The 16934-nt window shown below is 34.1% G+C and carries 13 protein-coding genes; 12 read left to right on the forward strand and 1 reads right to left on the reverse strand.

The window, feature by feature from the left end; genetic code table 11:
* Positions 1-12 precede the first annotated feature (12 nt).
* The gene (locus tag MKX60_RS06380) at positions 13-2766 is read right to left on the reverse strand and encodes an O-antigen ligase family protein (RefSeq protein ID WP_341059343.1); all 2754 of its coding nucleotides are present in this window, start codon (positions 2764-2766) and stop codon (positions 13-15) included.
* Between the two features lie 172 nt (positions 2767-2938).
* Here MKX60_RS06380 and MKX60_RS06385 point away from each other — a divergent pair, with 172 nt between their 5' ends.
* From MKX60_RS06385 to MKX60_RS06440, 12 genes are all read left to right on the forward strand, one after another.
* The gene (locus MKX60_RS06385; protein ID WP_341059345.1) at positions 2939-4228 is read left to right on the forward strand and encodes a glycosyltransferase; all 1290 of its coding nucleotides are present in this window, start codon (positions 2939-2941) and stop codon (positions 4226-4228) included.
* A gap of 1 nt (position 4229) precedes the next feature.
* Positions 4230-5306, forward strand: a complete 1077-nt coding sequence (locus MKX60_RS06390) for a mannose-1-phosphate guanylyltransferase (RefSeq protein WP_341059347.1) — start codon at positions 4230-4232, stop codon at positions 5304-5306.
* A 37-nt stretch (positions 5307-5343) separates the two neighbouring features.
* Positions 5344-6330, forward strand: coding sequence for a GDP-mannose 4,6-dehydratase (gene gmd, locus MKX60_RS06395; RefSeq protein ID WP_341059349.1), 987 nt, complete (start codon positions 5344-5346; stop codon positions 6328-6330).
* Entirely contained in the window at positions 6327-7268 is a 942-nt protein-coding gene (locus MKX60_RS06400) for a GDP-mannose 4,6-dehydratase (protein WP_341059351.1), read from the forward strand. The genes gmd and MKX60_RS06400 overlap by 4 nt, the downstream gene beginning before the upstream one ends.
* 30 nt (positions 7269-7298) lie before the next feature.
* Positions 7299-8075, forward strand: a complete 777-nt coding sequence (locus MKX60_RS06405) for an ABC transporter permease (protein ID WP_341059353.1) — start codon at positions 7299-7301, stop codon at positions 8073-8075.
* 1 nt (position 8076) lies between these two features.
* Complete coding sequence (locus MKX60_RS06410) at positions 8077-9366, forward strand: ABC transporter ATP-binding protein (RefSeq protein ID WP_341059354.1); 1290 nt, start codon at positions 8077-8079, stop codon at positions 9364-9366.
* Between the two features lie 14 nt (positions 9367-9380).
* A complete protein-coding gene (locus MKX60_RS06415; protein WP_341059356.1) occupies positions 9381-10628 on the forward strand; it encodes an FkbM family methyltransferase in 1248 nt (415 codons plus the stop codon).
* 41 nt (positions 10629-10669) lie between these two features.
* A complete protein-coding gene (locus MKX60_RS06420) occupies positions 10670-11119 on the forward strand; it encodes a hypothetical protein (RefSeq protein ID WP_341059358.1) in 450 nt (149 codons plus the stop codon).
* A complete protein-coding gene (locus tag MKX60_RS06425; protein ID WP_341059359.1) occupies positions 11112-12302 on the forward strand; it encodes a glycosyltransferase family 4 protein in 1191 nt (396 codons plus the stop codon). The genes MKX60_RS06420 and MKX60_RS06425 overlap by 8 nt, the downstream gene beginning before the upstream one ends.
* Positions 12303-12308: 6 nt before the next feature.
* Positions 12309-13364 carry a glycosyltransferase gene (locus MKX60_RS06430; RefSeq protein WP_341059361.1) on the forward strand — a complete coding sequence of 352 codons (1056 nt, stop codon included), beginning with the start codon at positions 12309-12311 and terminating at the stop codon, positions 13362-13364.
* Positions 13365-13387: 23 nt separating this feature from the next.
* On the forward strand, positions 13388-14557 hold the full coding sequence (locus MKX60_RS06435; protein WP_341059362.1) for a glycosyltransferase family 4 protein: 1170 nt from the start codon (positions 13388-13390) through the stop codon (positions 14555-14557).
* 152 nt (positions 14558-14709) lie between these two features.
* A complete protein-coding gene (locus MKX60_RS06440) occupies positions 14710-16926 on the forward strand; it encodes a hypothetical protein (RefSeq protein WP_341059363.1) in 2217 nt (738 codons plus the stop codon).
* Positions 16927-16934: the final 8 nt, after the last annotated feature.

Genomic DNA, 16934 nt, shown 5'->3' on the forward strand with positions numbered 1-16934 from the left:
TTTCTAACTGTTTTAGAATTGTGAATTTGCGATGGCCTCGATTTGTGCTGCTTCCGCAGGATCAGCTGCGATCAGTGAATTGTATATCGCCTGATCTTCGCCACCAGTTTTCGTCAATGCAGCAAGGTACCAACGGGCAATTTCACGATTCGTTGCATCTGCGAAATCTTGGCTTATGGCTGGTTTCAAGATGGAGACTGCATTTTGTAGCTGTCCAGACATATAATGCATTTTCCCTACCTTCAGTTTCACATCTGGAGCAAGAGTCTTGGAAAGTTCATTATCCGCAAGTACATGATTGTAGGCCAAAAGCCCAACGGCAAAGCCAGCTTTCATATTTTCTAATCTATCTTCATTATCTTGTTGTGCGTAAGCCGCTTGTCCTAAATCAAAAGAACGGCTGATGAGTGAACTGTACCAATCAATATTCCATGGAGTTTCACTATTTATAATATCCGTGTAATTAGCATCTGAACTAAGCTTCAGAGTTGTCTTTGCTGCATCTTCTTGCCCAGATAATAGCTGCATTTTTCCGACGTTCAAAGCCATTGCTGGTGTTACTGAGAAAGGACGCCCTTGCAATTGTTCTGGTGGAAGAGTCTTCAAATGTTCTATACCAGTGAGAACATGATCATAGGCTTCTTGAGCTTCATTGAAATACGCTTGTTTTTTTGTCTCATCCTTTTGGTTAAGGGCTTGCTGACCTAATGCAAAGGAACGGCTGATGAGAGTATCATACCAACTAATATCCCAGTTGAACTTATCAGCATTATCACGGTAAACACCGTATGCAAGATCATTTTGACCTTTTAGGTCATAATAGGTTACTAACTGAGTTAAAATATTTTTGTTGTATGGTTCATCCTCTAGTGCTCGAGTCAGTACACTATAAGCCTCATTTAGAAATTGTTCATCCTGATTCTGCTTAAACACCTGTAGATCTAACGAGGATAGGTATAAGACTGATTCTGGATGACCTGGACGTGTTTTTAAAGCCTCAGTTAATGGTTTCTTAATTTCCTCGTAAGAATTACTAACCCCGATTAGATTTTTACCCTTTAGGGCTGCATTACTGGAACCAATATAGCTAATCGAGAGGAATATCAAGAATACAGTTCCTACTGTGAGAACAGCGGAATATCCAAGCCGCAAACCAGTTTTATTCCAACTTTTACGTAGCTTTTTACTATCCATGACAACTGCCATTCCCGCCAGTCCAAGGAAGACGAGTATTCCCATAAAGGCATAACTCATATTGAAATCTAGTAGACTGTGAACAAGAATGGATAGAGCAATAATTAGATAAAAGAAACCATTCTCAAAATCATTTTTATCCCGTTTCACATACCCACGAATGTATTTATAGAAAATATACAAAATGAATCCCATAAATACGATAAAACCAAGGATCCCAACCTCAATCAAGTATTGTAAAAAGAAGTTATGCACTTGGCGGCTGGTGTAAGGGTTGTTCTGATAGTGCTCATATAATGAAGACCATCCACCACCACCAGCACCAAGAATCGGGTAATCCTTAACTACCTTCATCGCATCTTTATAAAAAGTAATCCGCTCAAGAACACTATGTTGCTGGAAGTTGATGTTCTCAAGACGAGTTGCCATATTGCTAGGTAAGATATTTTTTGCGCTTGTACCTATTAGTAGGAAAGCTACAATTCCGACGAGTGCAACAGAACCAAGTGGAATCCATAGACCTGTCAGTTTACGCGACGACCAATTGCTAAGCTTCTTCTCTAGCCAAGGAGCGACAAACCTCTGAATGACCCAAGATACTACAGCAACAGCCATTGAAGCTCCAAGCAGATAACCCCAGCCCTTCAAGGCACCGGAAGAAGTGAAATTCGTATTTAATTCTAATCCTAGGTTAGTCACTGGAGTCGTAATGAGTAACGAAGCAATACCAGCAACACCAAGATGTAGAATCCAAAGGATTTGCTGTGCAGGTTTCAGGAACATCAGCAGCAATATAAATACGACAGGTAGCAATACTAAACCACCACGAGATAATGTTAATAAGATCGATACAATGATGGGAACTAACATAAAGCTGTGTGTTAACGTTCCGTACCATTTTTTAGAGCGAATAAGAGCGAATATAGCTACAAATAGAAAGGCCATCAAGAATGCTGCGTAGGTATTTGCATATTGAAAGATCGAAGTCAGACGAAGTCCGTTAGAGTCCGTCATTACTGCATCTAAGTAGATATTATTTCTTACGGTGTTTGAGAACCAACCCACTAGAGTTCCCGCTAGTTTGTTACTCCCCAACCAATTTAGTAGTCCAAACCCTACTATGAAATAAGCAATTGCTAGAATAGCGTTTTGAATGACAACATTTACTTGCTTTTGCTTCAAGAGATAAAAGGCTATAATGAAGACTGCAATATACATGCTCTGAATAAACAACATATTCATTGCCATATAATGCGAAACTGCGACAAACAATGATAGAGCATAAGTCAGAGGCAGTAATATTGAAGCTGAAGCCACTAAGTCCCTCTGTTCATCTAGTTTGAATTTTTTGTAGTATAAGCCAACGCAGACTAGCAGCAAAAGTCCACTTACTAGTGCTGACACATATATAGGCTTCTCGAAGTCTAACTGCTGTCCGTTAAATAATCCCACTTGAAATGGGACCCAACATAAAAATAAAATAAAAGCAACAACCAAGGCCCATATCGGACTTGCTGTCTTTTCAACATTTCTCGACTGAGCGGCGTTTTTACCGTATACTGGTTTCGACACGTTATAATCTCCTTTTCCTGTAGGTACGACAATATTTTAGCATATTAGATAATCAATGAGCTACTTTAATCAGATTCTGTGATGTTAATTACTATAAGTGAATTACATTATTCAGACAATTTACGGAGGAATCAATAAATGAAACGAAACGAAACGGGAAGATTAATTGATTATGACTAATGCTAAATCTTTTATTTACAAAAAACTTTATAAATTAGCTGTAAAATTAAAGCCTGTAGCCGTCAAATTGTTTTCTTTTGAAATTAGACAGAAGATAAAAAAAGGGCTACTTAAAACAGCCTTCCCAATCCATAAGAATGGCACATCGGAGAATAATAAAGGTGCATTAACGGGTGTGAATTTAGTTGGGTATTCTAGAGCGGAGATGGGTATAGGAGAGTCTTGCAGAATAGCTGCTAAAAGCTTGAATGCAGTAGAAATTCCATTTGGAATTATCAATTTTACAGGTACTAATTCTGCAAGCATGAATGATAATACCTGGGTACATAAGGAAATGGCAGACCCTGAGTATAATCTTAATTTGTTTCATATTAATGCTGAGCAAATGATTGAAATCTATGCGCATTACGGGAACTCTATTTTTAAAAATCGTTATAATATTGGATTCTGGCATTGGGAATTACCTGATTTCCCAGATGACTGGAAAGAAAGCTTTAATTTAGTAGATGAGATTTGGGCACCTTCTACGTTTGTAGTTGACTCTATTGCTATGAAAAGTCCGGTTCCTGTTGTTAAGATTCCTCATAGTATTGAAGTTAGTATTACTGATGTTAGGGATCGGACTTATTTTAATTTGCCTGAACAAACGTTTCTCTTTCTTTCTATGTATGATCTGAAAAGTTATCAGGCCAGAAAGAATCCTCAAGCTTCTATTATGGCATTTCAATTAGCTTTTCCACCTGATGATGATTCTGTTGGTTTGGTTATTAAGGTGAACAGTGTAGAGCGAGATTCGAAAGAGTTGAATGAATTACATGAGCTTATTGGAAATTACGAAAATATTTTCTTGATAGATAGAACTCTATCTAGAAATGATACCAATGCATTAATTTCTGTAATTGATAGTTACGTATCTCTTCATCGAAGCGAAGGCTTCGGTCTTGGATTAGCAGAGGCTATGTATCTAGGTAAACCGGTTATTGGGACAAACTGGTCATCTAATGTGGATTTTATGGACTATAACAATTCGTGCTTAGTGGATTATAGATTAGTGCAGCTAGATCATGATCATGGGCCTTATAAATCATATCAATATTGGGCCGATCCTGATGTGAAGCATGCGAGCCAATATATGCGTAAACTTAGTGACGATAAGAACTTTTATGAGAAAGTTTCGTCTAAAGGTGAGGAGCATATTAAAAAGAACTACTCTCCGCAAGCAATAGGCGAATTGATTAAAAAGAGGTTAGAATATATCTCTTTATGGAAATTTGGAGGATGAAATGACAATTACTTGTGTAATCATGGCGGGTGGAAAGGGAGAACGTTTCTGGCCTAAAAGCCGAACGAACCTTCCGAAACAATTTTTAAACATCTCAGGGAATAAATCGATGATTCAGCAGTCGATAGCTAGATTAGAAAAGTTGATTGATATCAGTCAAATTTTCATTGTTACCAATGAACTTTATGCTGAATTAATTAAAGCTCAAATACCACATTTGCCTCATGCGAATATTATTATTGAGCCAGTTGGGAGAAACACAGCACCTTGTATTGGGTTGGCATCCATTATTATTGAAGACAGATTTCCAGATAGCACTATGATAGTTATACCTTCAGATCATATTATTGAGAATGAAGAAGGGTTTGTACAAATCTTGAAAACTGCTGTTGAGGTAGCACAGGATAATAGCAATCTTGTTACCCTCGGTATTCAACCTACATATCCGGAGACCGGATATGGATATATTGAAAGCAGTGACCAATTCAAGGAAATCAATCAATTGAGTGTTCATAAAGTGAATAAATTTGTTGAGAAACCTGATTTGGAGACGGCTCAATCTTATCTCGAATCTGGTAATTTCTATTGGAATAGCGGTATTTTCGTTTGGAAAATCGAGACTATCAGAGGATACATTAAAGAACTCATGCCAGAGATGCATGATATATTAGAGACTATGAAAACAGTTTTTGATTCTGAAGACCGGGATGCAATTATACGTTCTGAGTTTCTTAAGATGCCAGACCAGTCTATTGATTATGGAATTATGGAGAAAGTAAATAATATTTATGTTATTCCATGTGTGTTCGGATGGGATGATGTGGGCAGTTGGACTGCACTAGAAAGAATAAGCGATCTCGATGAGAATGGTAACGTTATTAAGGGCAACATATTAAATTTGGATACTAAACGTTGTATTATTGAGAGTAATGGAAAGTTAATTGCTACTCTTGGGGTTGAAGATTTAATAATAGTTGATACTGAAGATGTAACTTTAATTTGTACAAAAGATAAGGCACAAGAGGTTAAGCTACTGCTTAAAGAATTACGTATGCAGAAGCTTGAACAATATTTATAATTAACAATTAATTAATATTAAAGGGGAATTTATTACAATGACTAAACGCGCACTCATTACTGGTATTACAGGACAAGACGGTTCATATTTGGCAGAACTCTTACTTTCTAAAGGATATAAAGTATTTGGTTTACGCCGTAGAACAAGTGTGCCAATTCTTGAGAATATCGAACATTTGCAGAATGAAATAGAATTTATTGATGGAGATTTGCTTGATATGGGCTCTCTGATTAATGCAGTACGCATCTCTAACCCAGATGAAGTATATAACTTAGCGGCTCAATCGTTTGTAGCTACTTCTTGGATTCAACCGGTTGCTACAGGACAAGCAACGGGGATAGGTGTGACAAACATGCTTGAGGCTGTGCGTTTAGTAAAACCGGATGCTAGGTTCTATCAAGCTTCTAGTAGTGAAATGTTCGGTAAAGTAGTAGAAACTCCACAAAAAGAAACTACACCATTTTATCCTCGTAGTCCTTACGGGGTTGCTAAAGTATACGGTCACTGGATTACAGTAAACTATAGAGAAAGCTACAATATGTATGCTTGCTCCGGTATTTTGTTTAATCATGAATCTCCGCGCCGGGGAATTGAATTTGTAACTCGTAAAGTTACTGATGCGGTTGCAAGAATTAAGTTGGGACTGCAAAGCGAACTTCGTTTAGGTAACCTGGATGCAAAGAGAGACTGGGGTTTTGCTGGAGATTACGTGAGAGCTATGTGGTTGATGCTGCAACAGGATAAAGCAGATGATTTCGTGATTTCGACTGGCGAAACACATACTATTGAAGAATTGGTGGAAATCGCATTTAGCCATGTTGGGTTGAACTGGAGAGATTATGTTGTAATTGATCAGAAGTTTGTAAGACCAGCTGAAGTAGATCTGTTACTCGGTGACTGCACCAAGGCCAAAGAAAAATTGGGCTGGGAGCTTGAAGTAGGCTTTGAGCAGCTAGTGAAGATGATGGTGGATAGTGATCTGGAGAAAGTATCTAAATTTGCATCATCAGGTATAACAAAATGAAGAGAGCACTCATCACGGGGGCTAGTGGGTTTGTAGGACAATACTTGATTAGTAATCTATTGAATAATGGGTATGAAGTTTGGGGCGGAACTAGAAGTTCCTCCCCCTCCTTTATTAAAGGACTAAATGTAGTCCCTATTGATTTTTCGAATTATGAATCCGTTAAGAGTGCTTTACTCAATATAAGTCCAGATGTCATCTTTCATTTGTCTGGACAAAGTTCAGTGAAATACTCATGGGATCACGTGAGTGAAACTTTCTCTTCGAATGTAATGGAAACAATTATTTTATTGGATGCAGTTAAAAATAGTTCTCTAATTGGTAAGGTTAAATTAATTTCGATAGGTTCATCGGAAGAATATGGAGTAGGAGCAGATCTACCGATCAAAGAAACCTCTGATACTAATCCAATGAATCCATATGGTGTGTCGAAGCTTGCAATTGCAAAACTTGCAATGAACTATAGTGCATCCTACGGAATGAATATTATACATGCCAGACCTTTTAATCACATTGGTCCTGGACAGAAGCTAGGGTTTGTAACTAGTGATTTTGCAAAGCAAATTGTTGATATAGAGAACGGAAAAGGTGAACCGAAAATTCACGTGGGTGACTTAAGCAGTAAACGTGATTTCACCGATGTCAGAGATATTGTTGAAGGCTATCGGCTGCTATTTGAAAAAGGGGAGAGTACAGAAATATACAATATATGTTCTGGAATATGCACTTCTATTGAGCAAATTTTAACAACACTCGTATCTTTTTCTAATAAAAATATTGAAGTCATAGTTGACCCGGGGAAATTCAGACCTTCTAATGTTCATGAATATTATGGATCAAGTAAGAAATTGGAAAATTTAACGGGGTGGAAGCCGAAAATTTCTTTGGACGAGAGTCTACTTGATATTTATAATTACTGGCTAAATATGAGGGGATAATCACAAATATAGATTTAGGTGGATTGAGTAATGATAAATTCGTTTAAGGAAGTTTTTGCTTACAGACAAATGTTAGTAAGCGTTATTAGAAAGAATTTACGCTCGCGCTATAAAGGGTCTTTTCTTGGTTTTTTGTGGACTTTTGTCAATCCATTACTTCAACTATTGGTATATTCAATTGTATTCCCTTTGATTCTTAAGAATAATCAGGAAAACTACCCTATGTTTCTTTTTGTTGCTCTACTTCCGTGGATTTTTTTCACATCATCTATACAAGGATCGACAACCAGTATCGTGGGAGAGGCAAATTTAGTTAAGAAGATTTATTTTCCGAGAATAATCCTTCCTCTTTCTATTGTTGGTACAAATTTAATGAATTATGTTTTTGGATTAATTATTGTTTTTCCAGCACTATTAATTACGAATGTTTCATTAACACTTAATGTGTTATGGCTACCTGTAATTCTTTTGTTAGAATTTATACTTGCATTAGGATTTTCTCTTATTTTTTCAGCTTTGTATGTGAAATTTAGGGATTTAGAGCATATTGTTAATATTTTAACAATGGTGTGGTTTTATGTAACTCCGATTGTTTTTGCTGTTGATATTTTTCCGAAGTCAGCTGCTGATTTAGTTGCATTTAATCCCATGGTTCCAGTGATAGGAGCTTTTCGTAATGTGTTGTTATATGGAAAATCTCCAGAGTGGGGACCATTGGCCTATGCTGGGGTTTTTGGGATCATAATATTGATTGTTGGGATCGCTGTATTCCAAAAATGTGAAAAGTCATTTGCGGAGGAATTATAATATGGAAGAATCGGTTGTTATATCCATTGAAAATGTAAACAAGGCGTTTAAGATCTACCATGATAAACCCCTTACATTAAAAGAGAAAATATTGAAATTACGAAGTAATGACTATAGTGATTTTTTTGCTGTTAAAGAGGTTAGCCTAGATATAAAAAAAGGTGAAACGGTTGCTTTAATTGGTCATAATGGTTGTGGGAAAAGTACGCTGTTAAAATTGATTACCAAAATACTATATCCTGATAGCGGTAGAATAACAGTAGATGGACGGATTTCTAGTTTGATAGAATTAGGTGCTGGTTTCCATCCGGACTTTACTGGTCGAGAAAATATTTATACTAATGCTGCTATCTTTGGGCTATCTAGAAAAGAAATAGAGGGAAAACTAGGGGACATAATCAGTTTTTCAGAACTCGGAGATTTTATTGATAATCCCGTGAGAACTTATTCGTCTGGAATGTATATGCGTCTAGCTTTTTCTGTTGCGATTAACGTAGATCCAGAAATATTACTCATAGATGAAATTCTGTCAGTTGGTGATGAGAATTTCCAAAAAAAGTGCTTTGATAAAATTGATAGTTTTAAAAAAAATGGTGCTACTATCGTAATTGTGACTCATGATTTAGGCACGGTTGAAAAAATTTGCGATAGAGTTATTTGGCTAGATAAGGGTCAAATAATTGAGCAAGGGCAGCCCGATAAGATTATTAATCTCTATCAACAACATATGAACGAGAAGTTTGTTGAACAAAGACAAACTGAATTTGATAGCAATGAAGATATTAAAAAGGAACAAGATATTACGAAGAAAATAGAAACAAATGAGAATGAATCTGTACCTCAATTCAGCGAAGATGTAAGATGGGGCTCTAAAGAAGTTGAAATTATTGATGCTAGAATTATCAATCATAGTGGAGAAGCAACAAATGTTATCATGGGAGGGAAACCATTCACTATTGAGATTGATTATATAGTTAACAGTCCACAAAAAAAGTATATTTTTGGTATGGGCTTTTATAATTCGGATAATGTTTTGATTTATGGGAACAACACAGAGATAGACAAAATTAAACTAGAGAATATTAATCCAACTGGTACAGTTGAATTTATTAATGATAAATGTAATTTATTATCGGGGAGATATAAATTAAATGTTGCAGTTGTGGATGGTAGTCATAGAGCGCTAGATTTTATAAAGTACTATATGGATTTCACCGTTGTTTCTAGCGACAGATCGGTGGGAGTCTTCTCTGTAGATCACAAATGGTTGATTAACAAAACGAATACGTAAGGGGGAGAATTGATTTGAATGAACAAAGTGATTCTGTAAATGAACCACAAGATCCTTATGCGTTAAATAATGTGACTGATAAGAAAATCGTTGAAATTGAAAGTTATATTAATAAAATGCTAATAACAAGAGATAATAATCCAGATATACATTGGAGATTACAATCGAAAGTTAGAAATCCATTTAAAAATATACTTAAAAAAGTTGTTAGTAGACTATTTAAATGGTATACGGATCCATTAGCCTTTCAACAAATTGAGTTTAACAATGCTGTTACACCGGCGATTGGTAAAAGCACTGAATTGTTAAATGAGCTCCTAAATATCACTAAAAACTTAAATGGTAAAATCCAGAGTACTCAATCTGAGTATGAGGAGTTATCTTTGCGACTTCAAATACAGCAGGAACAGTATGATAAGATGATAGCTTCTTATAATGAGCAATTAGATAATATCAATAAAAGGTATAAATACTATGATGAACTAATTCTTCAGAACGAAAAAGAGAAACAGTTTATTTCAAACGAGGTTAGTGGTTTTGCAGATAGATTAAATAAGTTGGATGAACTTAAAATCCTAGAGAACACTGAGACTTATTACATGAACTCATACTCACAAGCTGGTGAAGATAACATTTTAGATTATGTTATACGCGTTCTAGGGATTCCATACAGTCAGGTTACTTATATCGATTTAGGTGCTAATCACCCGAAAAACCTAAGCAATACTTATTTCTTCTATAGTCAAGGTTCTAAGGGAGTTATAGTAGAAGCGAACCCTAATTTGATACCAGAACTTAAATTTTTTAGAAACAGAGATGTTGTTTTGAATAATTGTGTAGATACAATAACGGGGAATGAAGTTGAGTTTTACATTATGAACGTAGATGGGTTAAGTACTACTAATTATGAATCAACAATTGATATGTGTGAGATAAATCCAGCACTAAAGGTCATCGATAAAAAGGTTATAAGTTCTATCTCTTTCAATGATATCGCAGAAAATTATTTGGGTAAAGCTCCGACTATTTTATCGATTGATTTAGAAGGGAAAGATATAGAAATATTACATTCCATAGATTACGTGAAATACAGACCACTCATGATTGTTATTGAAATGATTGATTACGATATAAAACTTGCCTATGACACTAAAAATATGGAAATTAAGTCTTTTATTGAAACAAGGGGTTATGAAGAATATGCATATACAGGTATAAACTCGATTTTCATTGATAAAGAATATCTTGATAGTAAAACTTAAAATTCAATATAATGGAAAAATGTATAGAGGGAGTTATAATAATGAAAATTGAAATCGATGATGAAAATGTTAATGTTAAAGAAATAATGAAACAGATTAGAGAAAATATAAATAAAAGAGAATATCCCAATGATTTAACAATTACATTAAATGAGATCAATAATGAACAAGCAATTAATATCTCGTTATTAGAGGAATATCAATTAGTGCTAAATAGAACGTGGAATAATTCAGCGGTTACTCCTATTATATCTAACAGAAAAATCGTTGGAGGGTTAATAGTTTTTGTAAAAAAAGTAATAAGAAAAGTTCTTGGATGGTATATTAACCCGATTGTTGAAAGACAAACGGAATTTAATGCGAATGTAGTGAAAACTTATAATGAATTGATATCGCAAATAAAGAATATGGAACTCCAAAAAATGAATTCCACTATAATTGATAAAACACTAAATAATGATAGCGTGGAAAAGAAGGGGAAACATGAATAAGATAGCATTTGTTATCCCTTGGTATGCTATTGACATACCTGGTGGCTCAGAAGCAGCATGTAGAAATATTGCAGAGAGATTGGCTGCTAAAGGCGTAAAAGTGGAGATACTAACCACCTGTGTTAAACAGTTTAGTAGTGATTGGAATGAAAACTTCTATAAACCAGGCATGGAACTAATAAATGGGGTTGTAGTTAGAAGGTTTAAGGTAAAAAAAAGAAATACTCAAAAATTCGATGAAGTTAATTACAAGTTAATGAATGATATATCTATTACTATAGAAGAAGAAGAGACATTTTTGGAGAACATGGTCAATAGCTTAGAGCTCGAAAAGTATCTTGAGGATAATAAGGAACTCTACTCAGGTTTTATATTTATTCCATACATGTTTGGTACAACATATTTTGGTGCACAGAGAGTTCTAGAGAAGGCTGTTCTTATCCCAGCATTTCATGATGAAAGTTATGCTTATTTTGAAAATTTTAGAAAAGTATATAGTAAGGTAAAGGGTTTCTCCTTTTTTTCATCAGCAGAGGCTGAATGGGCAAATAAACAATTTCCAATAGAGAATATTAAACAGAGAGTTTTGGGATTGGGTATAAGCCGTTTCGAATCTTCCCCTAAAAGATTCAAGGAAAAATATAATATTAAAAATCCATTCATACTATACGCAGGACGAAAAGACCACGGTAAAAATGTCCATATTCTATTAAACTATTTTTCGAAATTTAGAAATGAAAAAAAGTTTGAAGTGGATCTTATATTAATCGGTGGTGGACAAATAGACATTCCTGAAGATATTAAAAGCAATGTAATTGATTTAGGTTTTATACCGGAACAAGATAAGTATGATGCATATGGAGCATCAGAACTTTTATGTAATCCTTCACCCAATGAAAGCTTTTCAATAGTTATTATGGAAAGTTGGTACAGCGGTAGACCTATTCTAGTTTTTGAAGAATGTGCTGTAACTAAGAACTTTTGTATTGAATCTAATGGTGGATTATATTATGGAAATTATCGAGAATTCGAGGCTTGTTTAGAACTTATGCTATCAAATCCTGATTTAAGTAATAAAATGGGCAATAACGGAAAGTTGTATGTTCAGAAAAATTTTGATTGGGATTTTGTTATAGATGAATATATTGATTTCTTAAAAACATGTTTTCAGGAGCAGGAGTAAAAATTAATGATCAATCAAATACTTCCTACACTTAGTTATGGAGATGCAGTAAGCAATTCGGCTGTTAATATAATGAAAATATTGAGGGACATGGGGATTGAATCGAATATTTATGCACAGAATATACATCCAAAAATGGAAAGGTATGCCAAAAAAGCGTCTTTGTGTCCAAAAGATCAAACGATAATTTATCATCTTTCCACAGGTAGCGATTTGGCATATGAAATTCCAAGTTTTAAAAAAAAGAAAATATTGGTGTATCATAACGTAACTCCTGCTCACTTCTTTGTTGGATACAGTGGTGTGTTGAAGAAACTGTGTGAAGAAGGAAGAGAACAACTGGCCTTTCTATCTAATTACATTGATTTGGCAATCGCGGATTCGGAGTTTAATCGTTTAGAACTTGAAGTGCTTAACTATAAAAATACATTTACTAGCTCTATTATTATCAATTATGAAGATTATACTATGAAATCGGAGTTTAAAAAGTTTCCCATAGATAAAAAAGATGAAAATATAAATATTTTATTTGTAGGGAGAATCGCTCCAAATAAAAAACAAGAAGATATTATAAAATCATTCTATTATTATCGTAATTATATTAATAAAAGTTCTAAATTGTCATTGGTAGGATCTTATGAAGGTATGGATAGATATTATAGAGAACTACAAAATTTAGTTCAGCATTTAAAGTTAGAAGACTCTGTGAATATCACAGGACACATTCCATTTAATGACATACTTAATTATTATAATCATTCTGACTTGTTCTTGTGTATGAGTGAGCATGAGGGTTTTTGTGTTCCGATTATTGAGGCTATGTATTTTGATCTCCCTATTGTTGCGTATAAAAGTACTGCAGTTACAGAGACACTGGGAAATGGTGGAATATTAACGTTAGAAAAAAATCATAAGGAAATAGCAGAACTAATGAACGTTATACTAAAAGACGAAGAATTGAAATCTAAAATCCATCATAATCAAAGAAATCAACTGCAGAAATATTCGAAAACGAGTGCGGAAGATCAATTTAAAAATATATTGAAGCATTTTATTATTTGACGAAAAGTTATCGTGGGGGGCTTATGAAAAAAATAGCTGTTGTAATACAGAGATATGGACTTGAAGTTAACGGTGGGTCTGAATTGAGTTGCCGCTTAATTGCGGAGAAACTAAGCCAGTTTTACGACGTGGAAATTATAACTACCAAAGCAATAGATTATGTTACCTGGGAGAATTATTACGAACATGATATAGAGTCTATAAATAATATTACTGTTCGAAGATTTAAAACTGACTTTCCTAGAGACAATAAAATATTTAATAAAATTAATGAAGGTATCTTCACAATAAAAAACAGAAATGTATACGATGAATTAGAATGGATGAAAGCTCAAGGCCCGGCATCGTTTGATCTCATTGAGTATATACAAAATAATCATGGTCAATATCATAAGATCATTTTTTTTACGTATCTTTATTTCACAACTTTTTTTGGCCTTCCCCAGGCTGCGGAAAAAGCTATTCTTATCCCTACAGCTCATGATGAGCCTTATATTTACTTTTCTATGTTCAAGCCATTATTTCACCTTCCTCAATCTATTGTTTTTCTCACAGAGGAGGAAAAACAATTTGTTCATAAAACCTTTAATAATCAATATATCAATAATGTTGTTGCCGGGGTAGGAGTAGATGTCCCTGAAAAAGAAATAAATATTCAAGCATTTAAAGATAAATTTAAGGTGAATGAGGATTTTATTTTGTATGTTGGTAGAATTGATGAATCCAAGGGATGTAAAGAGTTATTTGACTATTATCTAAAATATAAAAAAATAGAACCCAATGCCCCGAAATTAATATTGATTGGCAAATCGGTCATTGATATTCCTAAGGATCCCGATATTATCCCGCTGGGTTTTGTCTCTGATGAAGAAAAGTTTGCTGCAATGAAGATAGCAAAAATTCTAGTGATGCCTTCTAAGTTCGAGAGCCTATCAATGGTTGTACTTGAGAGTCTGTACTATGAAACACCAGTACTAGTTAACGGACAATGTGATGTTTTAGTAGGACATTGTGATCGTGGTAATGCAGGGTTGTATTATACCGATTATAACGAATTTGAATATTGTCTAAATGTTATGTTAAAGAATGATGACTTAAGAGGCAAGATGGGTGCCGGTGGGAAAGAATATGTTATTAAGTATTTTGATTGGGAGGTAATAGTGGGGAAATTCATTACATGTATTGAACGATAAGAACTTTTTTCTATAAATGAGTCTAGACGATATAGCCAATGAGTAATTCGTGAGAATAATTATCCTTTATTTTCTATCTTAACTGATTGTAATTTAATCTAATTCTCATTGTGGTGCTTTTTTGTAGATAATTATAGAGGGAGTTAAAAGTAATGTTATCAATTTTATTATCATTTTTAATGATATTAACTTTTTGTGTTTTTGGTTTATTATGTTTCAGAATATTTAGATTTGATAGAAATTTATTTTTTAACACAGGTTTTTGTAGTTTCATTCCTGTGTTAGGAGCAGTTTTTTTAACCTGCATAATTCAACTTCTTTCACTTGTTTTTCCGGTAAAAGTAATAGCTCCCGGCCTTTTATTCATATTAATATGCACCCTCTATTTTATAAAGGATATTGGAGTGCTTTGGTTAAAGACAATGTTCGAGAATAAATATTTGTTGCTTATTATTTTAAGCTCTTTATTTATTCTTCAGTTTCCGATTATTTCCAAGGGTGAGCTGTTAAGCTTGCAGAATTCTAACAATGATATTGCATTCTATCTGTCAAGCATGGATTGGCTTAAATCACATAGAATAACTGAGCCTATTGTTTATTCTTCAGAAGTACCCTTCAATTCTCTTGCTAATTATATGATCACTAACACAAGATTTGGTACAGATCTTTTAGGCTCATTCTTCATGTGTATCTTTCAACTTGAATCACATGAAATATTCTATTTATTTTCGAACACACTAGGCACTTTGACAATTTTTTCGTGTTATTTTCTATTGTCTTATTGCTTGGATGTAAGTAAAAGGACTTCTCTGTATACTTCAATGATATTTGCGGCTGGTGGTTTATGGGTCTTTCTTATATTCTCCCAGTATGCACCTCAAATTTATGGTATAACATGTCTACTAAGTTTTTCAGGCTTGTATTTAGTGGTAAATCCAAGAAAGAAACAAAAAGGGTTTGTTTTTTTAGCAGCTTTATTATTGGTTGGTACTCTAACAGTCTATGCTGAATATGCAGTTTACTTGTTTTTTATCTATGTGATTATTACTCTTTGTAAGATTATTAATGCTGAAACTGGTATGAAAATAAGAGTGTTGTTAGAATCTCTGAAAGTTGGCGCGTTATCTTTTCTTCTTAATCCTGTGGGGATGTTTATTGCGGCAAGGTTTAATGTGAATATCTTAAAAAGCGTTATGGTTGATTCTGGAAGTATTGATGCTTATTTTGGAAGAATGATGCCCTTTAAACAACTTATTAGTAACTTGTATGGTGCACCTGATTATGAACGCTTAAAGGCAGCAGTATCTTCTTTTGGGATGTTCTCTCGAACGATTCAGTTGGGTTATGATTTTCTCATGATTATACTTCCTTTGTTATTTTTAACAGTAATTTGTGTTGGTATGTTTCGAAAAAAAAATGGGGATAAATATGCAGTTCTGGGTATTATCTTATTTTTCTTCATGAATGAAATCTATTTAAGATTAAGTTCAAATGCTTATGCGGAGATGAAGCATATTACGACGATAGCTCCTTTTGTAGTTATTTTCTTCGCGTATTTTGCTGATGGTTGGAAACTCAAACTCAAAAAATCTTATATCAAGAAAATAATATTGAGTTGTACATTAATAATTGTTGCTGGTATGAATCTTATGACTGTCTATCAGAATTATAAGGGAAGTAATATATATTATTTTGATCATTCAGCTATGGAACTACGTAACGCTGCTAATATGGTTCCACTAGATGAGCCTATAGGGATAACGAGCAGTTCTCCGGCAGATAAGCATGCTATTGTATATGCATTGAAAGATGTCCCAATTAAGCATAATAAAACATCAGAAGTTGATTATTCCTATTTTAGTTTCCTTGCTCCACACCAATTTGAAAATACTAAATATTCAGTTGTTTCCATGCAGGATTATTATTCTTTTTTATCTAATTCTGAAAATGTTCTCTGGCATAACAGTAAGTATGTATTGCTTTATGCTCCTACAATAGCGATTAGGCCAACTGATGGATTTTATAATCTTGAAAAAGATGGGGTTGGATATTTTAGATGGACAAGTTCTAATAAATCAGAATTATCACTTTTTAATGCGACTGATAACGAACAAAATCTGACAATATCTTTGAAAACTGAGAAGGGAATATTTGATAATCGTGATATTAAAGTATACGCTAAAGAAAAGTTGATCGCTGAAGGGGGGGCCGATACTACTATCACAACTGAATTGATAAACTTAAAGCCTCGTGAAAGCATAAGTGTATCAATTATATCAGATGGGAAATTGAATACTGTAGATACTGGTGATAACAGGAATTTCGGGTTTATACTTAGGCACCTCGATATTAATATGAAAAATAAATAATTTATCCA

The organism is Paenibacillus sp. FSL R5-0914 (assembly GCF_038004525.1).
In the GTDB taxonomy this organism is placed as follows: Bacteria; Bacillota; Bacilli; order Paenibacillales; family Paenibacillaceae; genus Paenibacillus_AQ.